This window comes from Mycobacterium heidelbergense, from assembly GCF_010730745.1.
GTDB classification, from domain to species: Bacteria; Actinomycetota; Actinomycetes; order Mycobacteriales; family Mycobacteriaceae; genus Mycobacterium; species Mycobacterium heidelbergense.
In genome coordinates, this window is the sequence record NZ_AP022615.1 from 2,630,791 (window position 1) to 2,650,174 (window position 19,384).

At 67.4% G+C, this 19,384-nt stretch carries 22 protein-coding genes; 12 read left to right on the forward strand and 10 right to left on the reverse strand.

Going from position 1 to position 19,384, the window contains the following annotated elements:
* Window positions 1–54: 54 nt before the first annotated feature.
* From ipdE1 to fadA6, 4 genes are read left to right on the forward strand one after another with little or no spacing between them, the layout of a single operon-like run.
* The gene (ipdE1, locus tag G6N25_RS12335) at window positions 55–1,209 is read left to right on the forward strand and encodes an acyl-CoA dehydrogenase IpdE1 (protein WP_083073691.1); all 1,155 of its coding nucleotides are present in this window, start codon (window positions 55–57) and stop codon (window positions 1,207–1,209) included.
* Window positions 1,206–1,994: a (5R,7aS)-5-hydroxy-7a-methyl-1-oxo-2,3,5,6,7,7a-hexahydro-1H-indene-carboxyl-CoA reductase gene (gene ipdF, locus G6N25_RS12340; protein WP_083073690.1), complete on the forward strand. Its 789-nt coding sequence runs from the start codon at window positions 1,206–1,208 to the stop codon at window positions 1,992–1,994. The genes ipdE1 and ipdF overlap by 4 nt, the downstream gene beginning before the upstream one ends.
* Before the next feature lie 42 nt (window positions 1,995–2,036).
* Window positions 2,037–2,645 (forward strand): TetR family transcriptional regulator KstR2, encoded by a 609-nt coding sequence (gene kstR2 / locus G6N25_RS12345; RefSeq protein ID WP_142272592.1) that lies wholly within the window; start codon window positions 2,037–2,039, stop codon window positions 2,643–2,645.
* 14 nt (window positions 2,646–2,659) lie between these two features.
* Window positions 2,660–3,820, forward strand: coding sequence for a steroid 3-ketoacyl-CoA thiolase FadA6 (gene fadA6, locus G6N25_RS12350; RefSeq protein ID WP_083073688.1), 1,161 nt, complete (start codon window positions 2,660–2,662; stop codon window positions 3,818–3,820).
* A 44-nt stretch (window positions 3,821–3,864) separates the two neighbouring features.
* Here the strand turns inward: fadA6 and G6N25_RS12355 are convergent, their stop codons facing one another.
* The 7 genes from G6N25_RS12355 to echA20 form a co-directional block, all read right to left on the reverse strand.
* Window positions 3,865–4,605, reverse strand: a complete 741-nt coding sequence (locus tag G6N25_RS12355) for a hypothetical protein (protein WP_083073687.1) — start codon at window positions 4,603–4,605, stop codon at window positions 3,865–3,867.
* Entirely contained in the window at window positions 4,602–5,249 is a 648-nt protein-coding gene (locus G6N25_RS12360; protein ID WP_083073686.1) for a SatD family protein, read from the reverse strand. Before G6N25_RS12360 ends, G6N25_RS12355 begins: the two co-directional genes overlap by 4 nt.
* 42 nt (window positions 5,250–5,291) lie before the next feature.
* Complete coding sequence (locus G6N25_RS12365) at window positions 5,292–5,723, reverse strand: nitroreductase family deazaflavin-dependent oxidoreductase (RefSeq protein WP_083073685.1); 432 nt, start codon at window positions 5,721–5,723, stop codon at window positions 5,292–5,294.
* 53 nt (window positions 5,724–5,776) lie between these two features.
* Complete coding sequence (gene ipdC, locus G6N25_RS12370; protein WP_083073684.1) at window positions 5,777–6,850, reverse strand: (3aS,4S,5R,7aS)-5-hydroxy-7a-methyl-1-oxo-octahydro-1H-indene-4-carboxyl-CoA dehydrogenase; 1,074 nt, start codon at window positions 6,848–6,850, stop codon at window positions 5,777–5,779.
* A 61-nt stretch (window positions 6,851–6,911) separates the two neighbouring features.
* Entirely contained in the window at window positions 6,912–7,655 is a 744-nt protein-coding gene (ipdB, locus tag G6N25_RS12375) for a cholesterol ring-cleaving hydrolase subunit IpdB (RefSeq protein ID WP_083073683.1), read from the reverse strand.
* A complete protein-coding gene (gene ipdA / locus G6N25_RS12380; protein WP_083073682.1) occupies window positions 7,652–8,533 on the reverse strand; it encodes a cholesterol ring-cleaving hydrolase subunit IpdA in 882 nt (293 codons plus the stop codon). The genes ipdB and ipdA overlap by 4 nt, the downstream gene beginning before the upstream one ends.
* Window positions 8,530–9,288, reverse strand: coding sequence for a (7aS)-7a-methyl-1,5-dioxo-2,3,5,6,7,7a-hexahydro-1H-indene-carboxyl-CoA hydrolase (gene echA20, locus G6N25_RS12385; RefSeq protein WP_083073681.1), 759 nt, complete (start codon window positions 9,286–9,288; stop codon window positions 8,530–8,532). Before echA20 ends, ipdA begins: the two co-directional genes overlap by 4 nt.
* A 68-nt stretch (window positions 9,289–9,356) precedes the next feature.
* Between echA20 and G6N25_RS12390 the strand changes: the two genes are divergently transcribed.
* Window positions 9,357–10,154, forward strand: a complete 798-nt coding sequence (locus tag G6N25_RS12390) for an SDR family oxidoreductase (RefSeq protein WP_179961667.1) — start codon at window positions 9,357–9,359, stop codon at window positions 10,152–10,154.
* A 15-nt stretch (window positions 10,155–10,169) separates the two neighbouring features.
* A complete protein-coding gene (locus G6N25_RS12395; protein WP_083073680.1) occupies window positions 10,170–11,084 on the forward strand; it encodes an SDR family oxidoreductase in 915 nt (304 codons plus the stop codon).
* An 84-nt stretch (window positions 11,085–11,168) separates the two neighbouring features.
* Here G6N25_RS12395 and G6N25_RS12400 read toward each other — a convergent pair whose 3' ends face one another.
* From G6N25_RS12400 to G6N25_RS12410, 3 genes are read right to left on the reverse strand one after another with little or no spacing between them, the layout of a single operon-like run.
* Window positions 11,169–11,624 (reverse strand): nitroreductase family deazaflavin-dependent oxidoreductase, encoded by a 456-nt coding sequence (locus G6N25_RS12400; protein ID WP_083073679.1) that lies wholly within the window; start codon window positions 11,622–11,624, stop codon window positions 11,169–11,171.
* A 21-nt stretch (window positions 11,625–11,645) separates the two neighbouring features.
* Window positions 11,646–12,032, reverse strand: a complete 387-nt coding sequence (locus G6N25_RS12405) for a hypothetical protein (protein WP_083073678.1) — start codon at window positions 12,030–12,032, stop codon at window positions 11,646–11,648.
* 4 nt (window positions 12,033–12,036) lie between these two features.
* Window positions 12,037–13,212: a steroid 3-ketoacyl-CoA thiolase gene (locus tag G6N25_RS12410; protein ID WP_083073677.1), complete on the reverse strand. Its 1,176-nt coding sequence runs from the start codon at window positions 13,210–13,212 to the stop codon at window positions 12,037–12,039.
* Window positions 13,213–13,406: 194 nt separating this feature from the next.
* On the opposite strand from G6N25_RS12410, the gene G6N25_RS12415 reads away from it, so the two are divergent.
* The 6 genes from G6N25_RS12415 to G6N25_RS12440 are packed head-to-tail and all read left to right on the forward strand — an operon-like array spanning window position 13,407 to window position 19,359.
* Window positions 13,407–14,657 carry a cytochrome P450 gene (locus G6N25_RS12415; protein ID WP_083073676.1) on the forward strand — a complete coding sequence of 417 codons (1,251 nt, stop codon included), beginning with the start codon at window positions 13,407–13,409 and terminating at the stop codon, window positions 14,655–14,657.
* A gap of 17 nt (window positions 14,658–14,674) precedes the next feature.
* Entirely contained in the window at window positions 14,675–15,691 is a 1,017-nt protein-coding gene (locus tag G6N25_RS12420; protein WP_083073785.1) for an acyl-CoA dehydrogenase family protein, read from the forward strand.
* Window positions 15,676–16,839: an acyl-CoA dehydrogenase FadE29 gene (gene fadE29 / locus G6N25_RS12425; protein ID WP_083073675.1), complete on the forward strand. Its 1,164-nt coding sequence runs from the start codon at window positions 15,676–15,678 to the stop codon at window positions 16,837–16,839. Before G6N25_RS12420 ends, fadE29 begins: the two co-directional genes overlap by 16 nt.
* Entirely contained in the window at window positions 16,836–17,792 is a 957-nt protein-coding gene (locus tag G6N25_RS12430; RefSeq protein ID WP_083073674.1) for a bifunctional MaoC family dehydratase N-terminal/OB-fold nucleic acid binding domain-containing protein, read from the forward strand. The genes fadE29 and G6N25_RS12430 overlap by 4 nt, the downstream gene beginning before the upstream one ends.
* On the forward strand, window positions 17,789–18,190 hold the full coding sequence (locus G6N25_RS12435; protein ID WP_083073673.1) for a MaoC family dehydratase: 402 nt from the start codon (window positions 17,789–17,791) through the stop codon (window positions 18,188–18,190). Before G6N25_RS12430 ends, G6N25_RS12435 begins: the two co-directional genes overlap by 4 nt.
* Window positions 18,190–19,359, forward strand: a complete 1,170-nt coding sequence (locus G6N25_RS12440; protein ID WP_071513129.1) for a lipid-transfer protein — start codon at window positions 18,190–18,192, stop codon at window positions 19,357–19,359. Before G6N25_RS12435 ends, G6N25_RS12440 begins: the two co-directional genes overlap by 1 nt.
* Window positions 19,360–19,384: the final 25 nt, after the last annotated feature.

Consider the following 19,384-nt stretch of genomic DNA (forward strand, 5'->3'; position numbering starts at 1 on the left):
CGGCTTCGCCGCCAGGCTAACAAAGCAAGTGCTTGGTAGGTTAGCCTACAGGGCATGCAGGACGTCGAGGAGTTCCGGGCCGAGGTCCGCCAGTGGCTCGCCGACAATCTCGTCGGCGAATTCGCAGCGCTCAAGGGGCTCGGCGGACCAGGACGCGAGCACGAGGCCTTCGAAGAACGCCGGGCCTGGAACCAGCACCTCGCCGAGGCCGGGCTGACCTGCCTGGGGTGGCCGGTCGAGCACGGCGGCCGTGGGCTTTCCACCGCGCACCGGGTGGCGTTCTACGAGGAGTACGCCCGCGCCGACGCGCCGGACAAGGTCAACCACTTCGGCGAGGAACTGCTCGGGCCGACGCTGATCGCGTTCGGAACACCCGAGCAGCAGCAGCGCTTCCTGCCGCGCATCCTCGACGTCACCGAGCTGTGGTGCCAGGGATATTCGGAGCCCGGCGCCGGCAGCGACCTGGCCAACGTGTCCACTACCGCCGAGCTCGACGGCGAGGGTGAGCAGTGGCACATCAATGGCCAGAAGGTGTGGACGTCGCTCGCGCACCTGTCGCAGTGGTGCTTCGTGGTGGCCCGCACCGAGAAGGGCTCCAAGCGCCACGCCGGCCTGTCGTATCTGCTGGTGCCGCTGGACCAGCCGGGCGTGCAGATCCGGCCGATCGTCCAGATCACCGGCACCGCGGAGTTCAACGAGGTGTTCTTCGACGACGCCCGCACCGACGCCAACCTGGTGGTCGGCGAGCCGGGCGACGGCTGGCGCGTCGCGATGGGAACGCTGACCTTCGAGCGCGGCGTTTCGACGCTGGGGCAGCAAATCCGTTACGCGCGTGAGCTTTCCAACCTGGCCGAGCTCGCGCAACGCAACGGCGCCGCGGACGACCCGTTCATCCGGGAGCGGCTGACCCGGGCCTGGACCGGCCTGCGGGCCATGCGCAGTTATGCCCTGGCCACCATGGATGTCGAGCAGCCCGGCCAGGACAACGTGTCGAAGTTGTTGTGGGCCAACTGGCATCGCGATCTGGGCGAGTTGGCCATGGACGTGATCGGCAGGCCAGGGCTCGCACTGACCGACGGCGAATTCGACGAATGGCAGCGGCTGTTCCTCTTCACCCGCGCCGACACGATCTATGGCGGATCCAACGAGATCCAGCGCAACATCATCGCCGAGCGGGTGCTCGGCCTGCCCAGGGAGGTAAAAGGTTGACGCTTTCCGAAGCGCCGAAAGAGGTTGCCGGACACGGGCTTCTGGATGGCAAGGTGGTGATCGTCACCGCCGCCGCGGGCACCGGCATCGGCTCGGCGACCGCCCGGCGGGCGCTGGCCGAGGGCGCCGACGTGGTGGTGTCCGACCACCACGAACGACGACTGACCGAGACCGCCGACGAGCTGACGGCGCTGGGACTGGGCCGGGTCGAGAAGGTGGTGTGCGACGTGACGTCCACCGCCCAGGTCGACGCCCTGATCGACTCGACCACCGCGCGCCTGGGCCGTCTCGACGTCCTGGTCAACAACGCCGGGCTGGGCGGGCAGACGCCGGTGGTCGACATGACCGACGACGAGTGGGACCGCGTCCTGGACGTGACGCTCACGTCGGTGTTTCGGGCCACCCGCGCGGCGCTGCGGTATTTCCGCGAGGCCAAGCACGGCGGGGTGATCGTCAACAACGCCAGCGTCTTGGGCTGGCGGGCGCAGCACTCGCAGTCGCACTACGCGGCGGCCAAGGCCGGGGTGATGGCGTTAACCCGGTGCAGCGCAATAGAAGCCGTCGAGTACGGGGTCCGCATCAACGCGGTGTCCCCCAGCATCGCCCGGCATAAGTTTCTGGACAAGACGACCTCGGCCGAGCTGCTCGACCGGCTGTCCGCCGGCGAGGCGTTCGGCCGCGCCGCCGAGCCCTGGGAAATCGCGGCCACCATCGCCTTTCTGGCCAGCGATTACTCGAGCTACCTCACCGGCGAGGTCATCTCGGTTTCGAGCCAGCACCCGTGAGCGCGGCTCGCCAAGCAAGCGCTTGGTTGATATCCTGACCGGGTGGACCGAGTGACCGGTCAGGCCAATAGCCGGCGGAACGAGCTGCTAGGGCTCGCCGCGGCGATGTTCGCTGAGCGCGGATTGCGCGCGACCACCGTGCGCGACATCGCCGACGGTGCCGGCATCCTGTCCGGCAGCCTGTATCACCATTTCTCCTCCAAGGAGGAGATGGTCGACGAGCTGTTGCGCAGCTTCCTGGACTGGCTGTTCACCCGCTACCGCGAGATCATGGACACCGAGGCCAACCCGCTGGAGCGGCTCAAGGGGCTGTTCATGGCGTCGTTCGAGGCGATCGAGGATCGGCACGCCCAGGTCGTCATCTATCAGGACGAGGCTAAGCGGCTGTTGTCCCAGCCCCGGTTCTCCTATATCGAGGACATGAACCGGCAGCAACGCAAGATGTGGGTCGAGGTGCTCAACCAGGGCATCGACGGGGGGTACTTCCGGCCCGACCTCGACGTCGACCTCGTCTACCGTTTCATCCGCGACACCACCTGGGTGTCGGTGCGCTGGTACCAGCCGGGTGGACCACTCACCGCGGAGCAGGTGGGTCAGCAATATCTCGCCATCATGCTTGGCGGAATCACGGCGGAATTTTCAAAAGATTGAAGAAGGAGTCTGAAATGCCCGAGGCGTACGTCATCGACGCTGTACGTACCGCGGTCGGCAAGCGCAATGGCGCGCTGGCCGGGGTACATCCCGTCGATCTGGGGGCACTGGGGTGGCGCGGGCTGTTCGACCGGGTCGATGTCGACCCCGCCGCCGTCGACGACGTGATCGCCGGTTGTGTCGACGCCATCGGGGCGCAGGCGGGCAACATCGCCCGGCTCTCGTGGCTGGCCGCGGGCTATCCCGAAGAGGTTCCCGGCGTCACCGTGGATCGGCAATGCGGTTCCAGTCAGCAGGCGATTTCCTTTGGCGCACAGGCGATCCTGTCCGGAACGGCCGACCTCATCGTGGCCGGCGGCATGCAGAACATGAGCCAGATCCCGATCTCGTCGGCGATGACGGTCGGCGAGCAGTTCGGGTTCACCTCGCCGACCAACGAGTCCAAGCTGTGGCGGCACAGGTACGGCGACCAGGAGATTTCGCAGTTCCGCGGCTCGGAGCTGATCGCCGAGAAGTGGAACCTGTCGCGCGAAGAGATGGAGCAGTACGCGCTGACCAGCCACGAGCGCGCGTTCGCGGCCATACGCGGCGGCCACTTCGACAACGAAATCATCACCGTCGAAACCGAATCCGGGCCGTTCCGGGTCGACGAGGGCCCCCGCGAGTCGTCGCCGGAGAAGTTGGCCGGCTTGAAGACGCTGGTCGAGGGCGGCCGGCTGACGGCGGCGATGGCCAGTCAGATCTCCGACGGTGCCAGCGCGGTGCTGCTGGCTTCCGAGCGGGCCGTCAAGGACCATGGACTGACGCCGCGCGCCCGCATCCACCACATCAGCGCCCGCGCGGCCGACCCGGTGTTCATGCTGACCGGGCCCATCCCGGCCACCCGCTACGCGCTGGAAAAGACCGGGTTGTCCATCGACGACATCGCCACCGTCGAGATCAACGAGGCGTTCGCGCCGGTAGTTATGGCCTGGCTCAAGGAGATCAAGGCCGATCCGGAGAAGGTCAACCCCAATGGCGGCGCGATCGCCCTCGGTCATCCGCTGGGTGCCACCGGGGCCAAGTTGTTCACCACCATGCTCAACGAGCTCGAACGCGTCGGTGGCCGCTACGGGTTGCAGACGATGTGCGAGGGCGGCGGCACGGCCAACGTGACGATCATCGAGCGCCTCTAGCGCCGGGCTCGGCCGCGTCGCATATTCCGCACTCGGACAAAGCATTACCGGGCGGCCAGCACGAGCCCGATCCCACCGAGGGCCAGCAACCAGCTCGTGAAGCTACCGACCAGGAAGTATTCGGTCAGCTCGTCGATGCCGACGCCGCCGTTTTGGCCCTTCTGGGCGTTCAACTCCGGAAACCGGATGATGCCCTTGGCCGCGACGACGGCGCTGGCCGCGGCCACTTGCCCGTCCACGCCGAGGCTCAGGATCAGCAGGCGTTCCATCGGGCCGAGCAGTCGGCCGCCCTTCAGCCGGTCCGACGGCTGCGGCTCACCCGTCGGCCGTACCGCACCCACGGAGCCGAGCACCAAGCGCACCAACTGATTTGCGGTCGCGAACTGTGTGAGGACCACCCCGACAACCATCAGCAGCCGGGTGGGCGTGACATGACCGAGCGGCAGGTGCACCCAAGCCGACCACCGCGCGATGACGCCGTCGACCGCCGAGGACCATCCGGACAACACCGTCAACACCCCCAGCGCCGTGACGAACACCCCCAGCGCCGCGATTTGATGCCGGCCGCTGCGTTCGCTGCGCGCGCATAGCCACTCCCAGGCGACCACCGCGGCGGCCGCCACAACGAGCAACGCGACGTCGCCGGCGTGCCAGAGGGCTCCCAGCGCCAAGCACGCCACCACTACGATCGGGCCGACCGCCAGCGGCACCCATGCTGCACGAATCGATCGCCGGGACAGGTCAGCGATCCCAAATGCCAAGAGCAGTACGGCTACGGCGCTCACGACAGACTCCGAAGATATTGGCTGGCAAGGACAATCAGATCCAAGCCGTCGCGGCTCGCGCGCTGCGACACCGCCGACGGGCTGATGCCTTCGGCCGCGGCGAGGTCCCGTTTGGTCCGACCGGTCATCAAGCCCCTCGCAATCCGCAACGATCTTTCATCCAGCGATCCAAGCAGATGGTCCCGACAGATCAGGGCCGCGTTGACGGCGGCGACGTCGGTCCGCGCGTCGTCGCCTGACCGGAACGTTGTGCGCACCAGCGTGAAGCCGGGCTGGCGCTGAGCCTGCGCCGTCTGTTCGATGGCCTCTCGAGCGGTCCACCACCCCGGGCCATCCTGGATTCCCGCGTCGGCATCGAGGATGGTGACCGCGCCCCACCCGAGCCCGAAGCGGACGTCGACCTCGGGGACAAGCAGTAGGCGCACCGTCAAAGCGGCGTCGATGGCGGCCCCGAGAGTGGGATAGCTGCCCTGAAACTCGTCGCCCACGGTGAAGGCCGGCGGGTCGATCGCGCCGTCGGCGACCTGGCCCAGCGCGGTGGCGACGCGCCGATGCAGGGCGGGGCGGTCGCCGGCACGCCGGGACCCCACCACATCGCCGATCAGCGTGGCGCGCGGTGAAGGTTGGGCCTTCACCTTCGACATGTAAAGATTATAGCTTTATTCCTGTGATAGTTAGCAAGAAGCTTAATGCTGGCCCGTCGCCGGCCCGTCCTGCACCCTGAGGTACTGCTCTATGCCGACTCGCCGAAACATGCGCCGCCGCGCGGCCGATAGCAGCGGCAGGGCCGTCGCCGCGTCGATGACCTCGGGTTCGACCACGTCGTAGCTTTCGCCCTGCGACGAGATGGTCGCTCGCCCCGCGGCGAGGACATTCAGCAACCAGTCCACTTGCTTGCCATAGGGCAGGGGTATGACGAAGCCGTCCGCCACGCGTTCGGCCACCACGGGTGTGGTGTACTGCTTGCCCGACTTTCGCCCGGTGTGGTGGATGGCCGCTGCGTACCAGTGCTTGTGGCCGGCCAGCCGCAACATCAGCGGGTTGAGCAGGTGCCTATTGGAGGCGCGAACCGCATTCAGGAGAGGACCGGGCCACGATCCCGGTGTCAATACACTCATAAACCCAGGATGAACCCGGCTACGAGCCGTCGCGAGGGTCTTTGGTCGACGGCTTAGCGTTCCTCGACCAGCGCCGCCGCGGCCTTCAGGTGCTCGATCGCGTCGTGAACGATCGACTCGATCAGCTCCGCACACGAGGGCAGGTCGTCGAGGATGCCGGCCACCTGGCCGGAGGCCAGGACCCCGGCCTCGGTGTTGCCCTCTACCAGACCGGCTTTCAGCAGCATGGGGGTGTTGGCCGCCATCACCACCTGCGACCAGGTCAGCTCCTTGCCGTGGCGCATCGCCAGGCCGTCGGTGATCATCGACCGCCAGGTCATCTGCGACATCTTCTTGAACTTCGCAGCGTTGCGCACGGCGGCAGCGAAACCCCTTGCCGGCGAGCCGGTTTCCAGCTTCTCGACCAGGCCGGTGCGTAGCACCCGGTGCGGCATGCCGTCGACGCGCGTGGTGACCACAGTGCCGTCCAGCGCCGCCTCGAGGTAGCGCCGCTTGACCGCGTCGGGCACGGTGGAATCGGAGGTGAGCAAAAACCGCGTGCCCATCGCCACGCCGGCGGCGCCGTAGGACAGCGCCGCCGCGAGCCCGCGCCCGTCGAAGAATCCGCCCGCCGCGATCACCGGAATCCCGCTGCCTTGCACGGCGTCCAGCACCGACGGCAGCAGCAGCGTCGTCGCGACGGGCCCGGTGTGCCCGCCGCCCTCGCCGCCCTGCACGATCATCGCGTCGGCGCCCCAGGCCGCGACCTTGCGCGCGTGCTTGGCCGCCCCGATCGACGGGATGACCACCGCCCCGGCGTCTTTCAGCCGGGCGATCAGTTCCTGCTTGGGCGCCAGCGCGAACGACGCCACCTTCACGCCCTCGCGGATCATCAACTCGACGCGGTCGCCGGCGTCGGCGGCGTCGGCGCGGATGTTGACGCCGAACGGCTTGTCGGTCGCCGCCTTGACCTTGCCGATGGCCGTCGCCAGCTCGTCCAGCGTCATGGTCGCAGACGCCAGGATGCCGAGCCCGCCCGCGTTGGCCGTGGCCGACACCAGCCGGGCCCCGGCCACCCAGCCCATCCCGGTCTGCACCACCGGATGCTCGACGCCGACCAGCTCGGTCAGCGGCGTGCGCAGCTTCATAGCCACCGCCGACGATAAACGGAGCAGTGCGATCGAAAAGAGGCAGGAGGAGGCGGAATAATCACGAACGTATCTCTCTGTCGCGCAGCCCCTTCGGGTCGATGACCTCGCGGATCAGGCGCAGCTCGTCGTCGGTCGGCAGCCGCGTCTCCTCGGCCTCGTCGAGGCCGTGCACCTCGAAGGAGGTGTTTTCGCGGACGTCGTCGGGCGACACCCCGGGATGCAGGGACACCGCCCGCATGGTTCGATCGGGGCCGCCGAAGTCAAACACCCCGAGGTTGGATACGACGCGGTATGGGTTGGCGAACCGGAACGCTGGATTGTCCGGGTCGATCTTGTCCCAGCCGATGCCGCAGACCACGTCGACGGCTTCGGTGAACACCCGCTTCGAGTGGTTGCCGACCCAGTAGCTGGTGGCGTGGTTGACCGCGTTGCCCGGCGCACCCCGGAGGCCGAACATCTGCCGGGTCGGGCGCTGCAGCGGGCCGAACGCCGAGATGTTCTGATTGCCAAAGCGGTCAACCTGATTGGCGCCCATCACCACATGGCGGCGCCCCCAGGCCAGCGTCTCGAACACCCGGCCGAACGGCATCCATCCCTCGACGGCTCCGGGGGCGCCCAGCGCCGGGGTGTCGGCCAGCAGCTGGGCCTCGCCGTCGGTCAGCACGATGTCGGGGGAGAAGGTCAGCCGGGCCAGCCGTGCGCCGACCGACGCCATGTTCGCCATCGGGCTGATCATGATTTCGCCCGCGTCCCTGAACAACTCGGCGCAGGCGACCGCGCAGACTTCGGCCCGGGTGCTCATTTCGAGGCCTCCTCTCCGAACGCGCGCACGGCCGCCTGATAGTCGTCTTCGCCGCCCGACAGGTAAGTCTGGACGAACTGCTGCCAGCCCTCCTCCGTCGAGGCCGCCTCGGCGTAGTGCCGCTGGAACTTCTCGTCCCGGCCGTAATCGGGTGCGGCGGTGGTGAAGTGCGCGCCGCCGGGCGTCTCCACGACCGCGTCGACCATCATCCGGTTCACCAGCAGCGCCTGCGGCGGCACCGCCTTGACCAACTCCTCGGTCGACACGACGCGCTCCACCGACAGATAGCGCTTCTCGGCGGCCATCAGGAAGAGGTCGTCGAAGTAGGGGTCGATCCCGGTGTAGGCGGCATTGCCTTGGCTGTCACCGAGATTGAGGTGCACAAACGCCGCGTCGAGCCGCAGCGCGGGCATGGCGATCAGCGTCTCGCGCCCCCCCTCCGTTGGGTACGGCGAAGTGACGGTTTGCAATTCACCCTCCCAGAAGTCGGGGACCGAACTGCCCAGCCCGGCGCGGGTCGGCAGGAACGGCAGGCGTTGCGCCGCGGCTTGCAGGCCGCAGCGCAGCATGCCCTCGTCCATCTCGCGGGCTTCGATGGCCCCGCTGGTGCGGGCCTTGGCGAACCACGGGTCGTAGAAGGGTGGCGAATCCAGCGAGACGAATCCGTAGTAGACGCGCTTGACCTTGCCGGCCGAGCAGAGCAGCCCCAGGTCCGGTCCGCCGTAGGTCACCACGGTCAGGTCTGTGACGTCGGTGCGCAGCATGGCCCGCACGAACGCCATCGGTTTGCGCCGCGACCCCCAGCCGCCGATGCCGATCGTCATGCCGCTGCGCAGCCCGGCCACGGCGTCGTCGAGGGTGGTTCGCTTGTCGCTCACGATTTGTCGCCCTTCGTGGTGCCGGCGAACGCGTCGCGGTGCTCGTCGGACACGCCGGCGAGATTCAGCTCGAACGTAAAGCCTTGCTCCATGCGGTAACTGGAGTTGACCCGTTGCACGTCGATCAAGTTCAGCGCCTCCTTCGCGGCCCGGATGACGCGGGTGTCCTTGGCGGCGATGTCGCGGGCCACCTTCAAAGCGGCCTCATCGAGTTGGTCGCGGGGCACCACCTCGTGCACCGAGCCGAAGTGATGCAGGGTGGCGGCGTCCACGGTCGCCGCGGTGAAGAACAGCCGGCGCATCATGTGCTGCGGCACCAGCCGCGACAGGTGGGTGGCCGCGCCGAGCGCGCCGCGTTCCACCTCCGGCAGCCCGAAGGTGGCGTCGTCGGAGGCCACGATCACGTCGGAGTTGCCGACCAGTCCGATGCCGCCGCCGACGCAGAATCCGTTCACCGCCGCGATCACCGGCACCGCGCACTCGTAGACCGCGCGGAACGCGGCGAAGCAGCCGCGGTTGGCGTCGATCAGGGCGGTGAATCCCTCGGTGCGCTGCATCTCTTTGATGTCCACGCCGGCGTTGAAGCCGCGGCCCTCGGCCCGCAGGATCACCGCGTGGGTTTCGGGATTCTGGCCCGCGGCCGTAATCGCCTCGGCCAGTTCGAACCAGCCGCGCGACGGGATGGCGTTGACCGGCGGGTAGTCGACGGTGACCGAGACTATGCCGGGTTCGGTGGGGGTGGATGTGATGGGCAAATTGGCACTTCCTTTGGAAAAGGCGGGCGTGGCTACCTAAGCAAGCACTTGCTTGGTACGCTAGCACAGTGACCCGCGCCGAAGGAGGCCCCCTAACTAGAGAAGCCATCAACTTGGGACTGGCCGGGCGGGTGGTTCTGGTCACCGGCGGGGTTCGTGGGGTAGGTGCCGGTATCAGCTCGGTTTTTGCCGGGCAGGGCGCCACCGTCATCACCTGCGCGCGACGAGCCGTCGAGGGATCACCCTACGAGTTTCACCCCTGCGACGTCCGCGACGACGACGCCGTCAAGGCGTTGGTCGAGGCGATCGTCGACCGGCATGGCGGGCTCGATGTCGTCGTCAACAACGCCGGGGGTTCGCCGTATGTGCTGACCGCGGATTCCAGCGCGAAGTTCAACCGCAAGATCATCGAGCTCAACCTGATTGGGGCCCTGTCGGTTTCGCAGCACGCCAACGACAGGATGCAACACCAGGGGCGCGGCGGATCGATCGTCAACATCTGCAGTCTCAGCGGCCGGCGACCGTCCCCGGGCACCGGCGCCTACGGGGCGGCCAAGGCCGGCCTGGAGAGCCTCACGCAGACGCTGGCCGTGGAGTGGGGACCGAAGGTCCGGGTGAACGCGTGCGTGGTCGGCATGGTGGAGACCGAACAGTCGGAACTGTTCTACGGTGACGCCGAGTCGATCGCCGCGATTTCGAAGAACGTGCCTCTGGGCCGGCTGGCCAAGCCTGAGGATGTCGGTTGGGCCGCAGCGTTTTTGGCCTGCGACGCGGCGTCCTACATCAGCGGAGCCTCGTTGGAGGTGCACGGGGGCGGCGAGCCACCGCACTATCTGGCCACCACGAACGCCAGCGCGATCAAGTAGAGGAGACAAATAATCATGGGAGTGGTTGACGGCCGCGTCGTCATCGTCACCGGAGCGGGCGGCGGCATCGGTCGCGCGCACGCTTTGGCCTTCGCCGCCGAGGGCGCGCGCGTAGTGGTCAACGACATCGGCGTGGGCCTGGACGGGTCACCGGCCGGCGGCGGCAGCGCCGCGCAGGGCGTGGTGGACGAGATCATCGCCGCCGGTGGGGAAGCCGTCGCCAACGGATCCAACATCGCGGATTGGGACCAGGCGGCCAGTCTGATCCAGACCGCCGTCGAAACCTTCGGTGGCCTGGATGTTTTGGTGAACAACGCCGGCATCGTGCGCGACAGGATGTTGGCCAACACCAGCGAAGAGGAATTCGACGCCGTCATCGCGGTGCACCTCAAGGGCCACTTCGCCACGATGCGGCACGCCGGGTCGTATTGGCGCGGGCTGTCCAAAGGGGGAAAAGCCCCGAAAGACATTGACGCGCGGATCATCAACACCAGTTCCGGTGCGGGCCTGCAGGGCAGCGTCGGGCAGGCCAACTACAGCGCCGCGAAGGCGGGCATCGCGGCGCTGACGCTGGTCGGCGCCGCCGAAATGGGCCGCTACGGCGTGACCGTCAACGCGATCGCCCCGTCGGCCCGAACCCGCATGACCGAAACCGTCTTCGCCGAGATGATGGCCAAGCCCGACGAAGGCTTCGACGCGATGGCACCGGAGAACATCTCGCCGCTGGTGGTATGGCTGGGCAGCGCCGAATCTCGTGAGGTCACCGGCAAGGTGTTCGAGGTCGAGGGCGGCATCATCCGGGTCGCCGAGGGCTGGGCGCACGGCCCGCAGGTCGACAAGGGCGCGAGGTGGGATCCCGCCGAGCTGGGGCCCGTCGTGGCCGACCTGCTGGCCAAGGCGCGGCCGTCTGTCCCGGTCTACGGCGCTTAGCGAGCCGCCCGCGCCGAACGTGCACTCACGGCGATATTTTCGGCGTTTTTTCGCCGCCATTGCACGCTCGGCGAAGCGGTTCGGCTACGGGTCGCAGACGACGATCGGGATGGTCCGGTCGGTCCAGGACTGGTAGTCGTCGTAGGACGGGTACATGTCCACCAATTGCGGCCAGTACCGGGCGCGCTCCTCATCGGTCGCGTCCCGCGCGGTCAGATCGAGCACCTCTTTTTTGATCTGCACCTGCACCTTGGGATTGGCCTTGAGGTTGAGGTACCACTGCGGGTTCTTGGCGGCGCCTCCCTTGGAGGCCGCGACGATCACCCGGTCACCGTCGCGCAAGAAGTACAGCGGGCTGACGCGGGGCTCGCCGGTCTTGCGGCCGGTGGTGATCAGCAGGGCGACGGGAATCTTCTGGAATGTGCCGCCGAGGCCTTCGCCGCCGTTGCGGCGGTACATGAACGTGTTGAGGCGTGACATCCACTTGATCAGGAAGTCCGTGTACGGCGTGTTCAGAAACCGCGGGGGTGATTTCGGCATGTGACTGATCCTAGGGCCGCGCTACCGCCGAATGAAGGGGTGGAAGCGAACCGTGATGTGGTGGATTTCGGCCTTCCCGCTTGGGCTTTCACCCGGGATCAGAAAGGTCTCGCTCACCCGCGCGGCCAGCCGCCGGCCCCCGAACGCCGCCTTGGTCAGCACGTCGTACGCCGCGTGCACCTCGTCGCCGGCGATGCGGTAGTCCGGCGGCGTGGTGTCGGCGATGAGCCGGTACTGGGGACCGCGATTGAGGCTGCGCCGCAGGTGATTTCCGGAGAAGCCGGTTTTGATCCCCTGCTCGATGCGGATGCACCGGGCGGCGAAGGGAACGGCGTCGCCGTCATGGCTGACAAGCGCGTCGATATACGCTTGGGCCGCCGCGATGCGGCTGTCGTCGGAAACGAGCACTAGGTCAGATGCGCTCGATGATCGTGCCGGTGGACAGGGCGCCGCCGGCGCACATGGTGATCAGCGCGGTGCTCTGGTCGGTGCGCTCCAGCTCGTGCAGGGCGGTGGTGATCAGCCGGCTGCCGGTGGAGCCCACCGGGTGGCCCAGTGCGATCGCGCCGCCGTTGACGTTCACTTTGGCCATGTCGGGCTCGTGCACCCGCGCCCAGGACAGCACGACCGACGCGAAGGCCTCGTTGATCTCGGTGATGTCGATGTCGCCCATCTTCATGCCGGCCTTCTCCAGCACCTTCGCCGTCGACTGCACCGGGCCGTCCAGGTGGTAGTACGGCTCGGCGCCGACGAGCGCCTGGCTGACGATGCGCGCGCGTGGCTTGAGGCCCAGCGCCCTGGCCTTGTCCTCGTCCATCCACAGCACCGCGGCGGCACCGTCGGAGATCTGCGACGACGTACCCGCGGTGTGGATGCCACCCTCGATGACCGGCTTGAGCGACGCGAGGCCCTCCAGGGTGGTGTCGCGCAGGCCCTGGTCCTTGGTGACGACGTGGCGGTCGCTGGTCGGCTGCTTGTTCTCGTCGAGCACCGGCGCTTCGATGCCGCTGATCTCGCGGTCGAACCGGCCCTCGGCCCAGGCCTGCTTGGCCTTGCGTTGCGATTCGAGGCCGAAGGCGTCGATGTCCTCGCGGGTGATGCCGCGGCGCTTGGCGATGCGCTCGGCGGCGGTGAACTGGTCGGGCAGGTCGATGTCCCACGACGCGGGCCGCAGGATCCCGCGGTCCGGGCCGGCGTTGGCGCCCAGCCCGACGCGGCTCATGGCCTCGATGCCGCACGCGATGCCGACGTCGATGGCACCGGCGGCGATCAGGCCCGCGATCAGGCCATTGGCCTGCTGGCTGCTGCCGCACTGGCAGTCGACGGTCGCCGCGCCGACGTGCTCGGGCAACCCGGCGACGAGCCAGCTGACACGGGTGATGTTGTTGGATTGCTCGCCGAATTGCGTGACGCAACCGCCGATGACCTGTTCGACCATGCCGGCTTCAAAGCCGGAATTCCTGCCGGCCTTCTCTACGAGAGCCTTCTGCGTGGCCCCCAGCAACTCGGTGGCGTGGAGACCGGACAGCCAACCGTTCCGCTTACCGATGGGGCTACGAGTGGCTTCAACGATTACCGGGTTACCCATGGGGCCAGGCTAGAACACGTTTCATTACTATGACAAGCGAGGATGTGTCATCGCCTTTTTTCTACGGTGGAGGCATGTTTTACTGGCAGCAGAGCTCTACTAGGAGAGCTAGTGTCCTGGGATCACCAGTCACTGGGCCAGCCACCAAGCCAGTCGCAAGACCAGCATAGGGACGAGCAGTAAGGAGAAGTAGCGTGCCTAGCCCGAATCTTCCGTCCGGGTTCGATTTTCTCGACCCGGATGTATCAGTCAAAGGCCTGCCGGTTGCGGAACTGGCCGAAGTGCGTAAGTCCGAGCCGATCTTCTGGGTGGACGTCCCGGGCGGAACCGGTGGCTTCGGCGACAAGGGCTATTGGGCCATCACGAAGCACAAGGACGTCAAGGAGATCTCCGTCCGTAGCGACGTCTTCTCGTCTCAGCAGGACTGCGCGATCCCGGTCTGGCCGCAGGAGATGACGCGCGAACAGATCGACCTGCAGCGCAGTGTCATGCTCAACATGGACGCCCCGCACCACACCCGGCTGCGCAAGATCATCGCCCGTGGTTTCACCCCGCGCGCCATCGGACGGCTGCGCGAGGAACTGGCCGCCCGCGCGCAGAACATCGCCAAGACGGCCGCCGCGGCGGGCACCGGCGACTTCGTCGAGCAGGTCTCGTGCGAGCTGCCGCTGCAGGCCATCGCCGGTCTTCTGGGTGTTCCGCAGGACGACCGGGACAAGATCTTCCGCTGGTCCAACGAGATGACCGGCAACGAGGATCCCGAATACGCGCACATCGACCCGGCGGCGTCGTCGGTTGAGCTGATCATGTACGCGATGAAGATGGCCGAGGAGCGTGCCAAGAACCCCGGCGACGACATCGTCACGCAGCTGATCCAGGCCGACATCGAGGGCGAGAAGCTCTCCGACGACGAGTTCGGCTTCTTCGTGGTGATGCTCGCGGTTGCGGGCAACGAGACCACGCGTAACTCCATCACGCACGGCATGATCGCCTTCGCGGACAACCCGGACCAGTGGGAGCTGTTCAAGAGGGAACGCCCGGAGACCGCCCCCGACGAGATCGTCCGCTGGGCCACCCCGGTCACCGCGTTCCAGCGCACCGCGCTGGAGGACTACGAGCTGTCCGGCGTGCAGATCAAGAAGGGCCAGCGGGTGGTGATGTTCTACCGGTCGGCCAACTTCGACGAAGAGGTCTTCGACGACCCGTACGCGTTCAACATCTTGCGGAATCCCAACCCGCACGTCGGCTTTGGCGGCACGGGTGCCCACTACTGCATCGGCGCGAACCTGGCCCGGATGACGATCAGCCTGATCTTCAACGCGGTGGCCGACCACATGCCGGACCTCAAGCCGCTGTCGAAGCCGGAGCGGCTGCGGTCGGGCTGGCTCAACGGCATCAAGCATTGGCAGGTCGATTACACCGGCACGTGCCCGGTGGCGCGGTGACGGGTTTACACCCCAAGATGGATTTCACTCTCACCGCCACACAGCAGGCCGTCGCCGATGTGGTCACGTCGGTGCTGGACCGGGAGTTGAGCTGGGACGCGCTGGTCAGCGGTGGCGTGACGGCGCTGCCGGTGCCCGAACGCCTCGGCGGCGACGGCGTGGGCCTGCCCGAGGTCGCCACGGTGCTGACCGAGGTCGGTCGCCACGGTGCCATCACGCCGGCGCTGGCCACGCTGGGCCTGGGCGTGGTGACGTTGCTCGATCTGGCGTCCGAGGAGCAGCAGGACCGCTTCCTGGCCGGGGTCGCCAAGGGCGGGGTGTTGACCGCGGCGCTCAACGAGCCGGGCGCGGCGCTGCCCGACCGGCCCTCGACCACGCTGGCCAACGGGCGGTTGTCGGGCACCAAAATCGGTGTCGCCTATGCCGAACAAGCGGATTGGATGGTCGTGACCGCCGACGGCGCGGTCGTGGTGGTGTCACCCAAGGCGGACGGTGTGCGCCTGGTGCGCACGCCGACGTCGAACGGTTCCGACGAGTACACGGTCACGTTCAGTGGTGTGGCGGTTCCCGATTCCGACGTCTTGGCGGGCGCGGCGCACCGGGTCAACCAGCTCGCGCTGGCGGCGATCGGCGCTTATGCCGACGGGTTGGTGGCCGGCGCGCTGCGCCTCACCGCCGACTACGTGGCCAACCGCAAGCAGTTCGGCAAGCCGTTGTCGACGTTCCAGACCGTGGCCGCGCAGCTCTCCGAGGTCTACATCGCCTCGCGCACCATCGATTTGGCGGCGAAGTCGGTGGTATGGCGGCTGACCGAAGGACGGGACGCCGATGACGACCTGGATGTCCTCGGGTACTGGGTGGCGTCGCAGGCGCCGCCGGCGATGCAGACCTGCCATCATCTGCACGGCGGCATGGGCATGGACATCACGTATCCCATGCACCGGTACTACTCCACGATCAAGGACCTGACCCGGCTGCTGGGCGGCCCATCGCTGCGACTCGACCTGGTGGGAGCGCAATGTTCATCGACCTGACCCCGGAGCAGCGCCAGCTGCAAGCCGAGCTACGGCAATACTTTTCGAATCTGATCTCCTCCGACGAGATGAAGGCGATGGAGGAAGACCGCCACAACGCCGCCTACCGCGCCGTGATCCGGCGGATGGGCCGGGACGGCAAGCTCGGCGTCGGGTGGCCAAAGGAGTTCGGCGGCCTCGGTTTCGGCCCGATCGAGCAACAGATCTTCGTCAACGAGGCCCACCGGGCCGACGTGCCGTTGCCGGCCGTGACCCTGCAGACGGTGGGGCCCACGCTGCAGGTCTACGGCAGCGAGCTGCAGAAGAAGAAGTTCCTGCCGGCGATCCTGGCCGGCGAGTTGCACTTCGCGATCGGCTACACCGAGCCGGAGGCGGGGACCGACCTGGCGTCGTTGCGCACCACCGCCGTGCGTCAGGGCGACGAGTACATCGTCAACGGGCAGAAGATCTTCACCACCGGCGCACACGACGCCGACTACATCTGGCTGGCCTGCCGCACTGACCCGGAAGCCGTGAAGCACAAGGGGATTTCGATCCTGATCGTCGACACGAAGGACCCCGGTTATTCCTGGACGCCGATCATCCTGTCCGACGGCGCCCACCACACCAACGCCACCTACTACAACGACGTGCGGGTGCCCGCCGACATGCTGGTCGGCGAGGAGAACGGCGGATGGCGGCTGATCACCACCCAGCTCAACAACGAGCGGGTGATGCTCGGTCCGGCGGGTCGGTTCGCCGCCATCTACGACCGGGTGCACGCCTGGGCGTCCAAGCCGGGCGGCGATGGGGTCACCCCGATCGACCACGACGACGTCAAGCGCGCGCTCGGCGAGATCCATGCGATGTGGCGGATCAACGAGTTGCTCAACTGGCAGGTGGCCGCGGCGGGTGAGGACATCAACGTGGCCGACGCCGCGTCGACGAAAGTCTTTGGCACCGAGCGTGTGCAGTACGTCGGCCGGCTCGCCGAGGAAGTCGTCGGCAGGTACGGTAACCCCGCCGAGCCGGACACCGCCGAGCTGCTCAACTGGCTGGACTCCCAGACCAAGCGCAACCTGGTGATCACCTTCGGTGGGGGCGTGAACGAAGTCATGCGCGAAATGATCGCGGCCTCAGGCCTCAAGGTGCCGCGGGTGCCTCGATGACCGACATCCAGGAAGCCCTCGCCGAGATCAAGGCGGCCGGTGGACCCAAGCCGCGCGCCGGCCGTGACCCGGTGAACCGGCCGACGATCAACAACTGGGTGGAGGCGATCGGCGATCGCAATCCCATCTACGTGGACGAGGCCGCGGCCCGCGCCGCCGGACATCCGGGAATTGTCGCCCCGCCGGCGATGATTCAGGTGTGGACAATGTTCGGCCTGGGCGGGGAGCGCCCCAAGGACGATCCGATGGGGCCCATCATGCAGCTGTTCGACGACGCCGGCTATGTCGGCGTCGTCGCCACCAACTGCGAGCAGACGTACCACCGTTACCTGCGGCCCGGCGAGCAGGTCAGCATCACCTCCGAGATGGGCGACATCGTCGGGCCCAAGCAGACCGCGCTCGGGGAAGGCTTCTTCGTCAACCAGCACATCGTCTGGCGGGTCGGTGACGAGGATGTCGCCGAGATGAACTGGCGCATCCTCAAATTCAAGCCGCGCGAGTCTTCTGGCCCGGCCGTGCCCGCCGACCTGGACCCCGACGCCATGATGCGCCCGTCGTCGTCGCGGGACACCGCGTTCTTCTGGGAGGGCGTCAAGGCGCACGAATTGCGGATTCAGCGCCGTCCCGACGGCGGCCTGCAGCACCCGCCGGTGCCGGCGGTGTGGCAGGACAAAACCGAGCCGATCGACTACGTGGTGGCCGCAGGCAGGGGCACGGTGTTCAGCTTCGTGGTGCACCATGCGCCGAAGGTGCCCGGCCGCACGCTGCCCTTCGTCATCGCTTTGGTCGAGCTGGAGGAGGGTGTGCGCATGCTGGGCGAGCTGCGCGGGGCGGACCCGGCCGAGGTGAAGATCGGAATGCGCGTGCGCGCAACCTATATCGACTTCCCGGCCGGCGATAGCGGCCCCGAGTGGACCCTCTACGCGTGGGAGCCCTTGGAGGGTCGAGCATGAGCGCGCCCGTCGTTGACGTGGGCACGGTGCTGCCCGAGCTGAAGCTGTATGGAGATCCCACGTTCATCATCTCGACGGCCCTGGCCACCAGGGACTTTCAGGACGTGCACCATGACCGCGATTTGGCGCAGGCCAAGGGGTCGAACGACATCTTCGTCAACATCCTCACCGACACCGGTCTGGTGCAGCGCTACGTCACCGACTGGGCCGGCCCGTCGGCGCTGATCAAATCCATCGGCCTTCGGCTCGGGGTGCCGTGGTACGCCTACGACACGGTGACATTCTCCGGCGAGGTGACCGCCGTGGACGACGGACTGATCACCGTAAAGGTGGTGGGCCGCAACAGCCTTGGCGATCACGTCATCGCCACCGTGACGCTGACGATGGGGGATGCCTGATGTTGTCGGGTAAGGCTGCGATCGTCGGCATCGGTGCCACCGACTTCTCAAAGGACTCCGGCCGCAGCGAACTCCGGCTGGCGGCCGAGGCGGTGCTTGACGCCCTGGACGACGCCGGCCTGAGTCCGGCCGACGTCGACGGGCTGACGACGTTCACGATGGACACCAACACCGAGATCGCGGTCGCGCGTGCGGCCGGCATCGGCGAGCTGAAGTTCTTCTCCAAGATCCACTACGGCGGAGGCGCCGCGTGCGCGACCGTCCAGCAGGCGGCGATGGCCGTCGCGACGGGAGTCGCCGACGTCGTGGTCGCATACCGGGCATTCAACGAACGCTCCGGGATGCGGTTCGGCCAGGTGCAGACCCGGCTGGTGGGAGACGCTGGCGCACAGGCCGATTCGACGGCCGCCGACAACTCCTTCTCGTATCCGCACGGGCTTTCCACGCCGGCCGCGCAGGTCGCCATGATCGCCCAGCGCTACATGCACCTGTCGGGCGCGACCAGCCGGGACTTCGGTGCGATCTCGGTGGCCGACCGCAAGCACGCCGCCAAGAACCCGAAGGCGTACTTCTACGAAAAGCCGATAACCATTGAGGACCACCAGAATTCGCGGTGGATCGCCGAGCCGTTACGGCTGCTGGACTGCTGCCAGGAGACCGACGGCGCGGTCGCGATCGTGGTGACGTCCGCGGAGCGCGCGCGGGACCTCAAGCAGCGGCCGGCGATCATCGAGGCGGCGTCGCAGGGCTCCAGCCCCGACCAGTACACGATGGTCAGCTACTACCGGCCCGAGCTCGGCCTGCCCGAGATGGGTCTGGTGGGTCGGCAGCTCTGGGCGCAGTCCGGGCTGTCGCCGGCCGACATCCAGACCGCGGTCTTGTACGACCACTTCACGCCGTTCACCCTGATTCAGTTGGAGGAGTTGGGCTTCTGCGGCAAGGGCGAGGCCAAGGACTTCATCGCCGACGGCGCCATCGAGGTGGGCGGGCGGCTTCCCATCAACACGCACGGGGGTCAACTCGGCGAGGCCTACATCCACGGCATGAACGGCATCGCGGAGGGGGTTCGGCAACTGCGTGGCACCTCGGTGAACCCGGTGCCCAACGTGGAGCATGTGCTCGTCACCGCGGGTACCGGCGTGCCGACCTCCGGCCTGATCCTCGGCTGACCCGCGCCGGCCCGCGCCGGCCCGC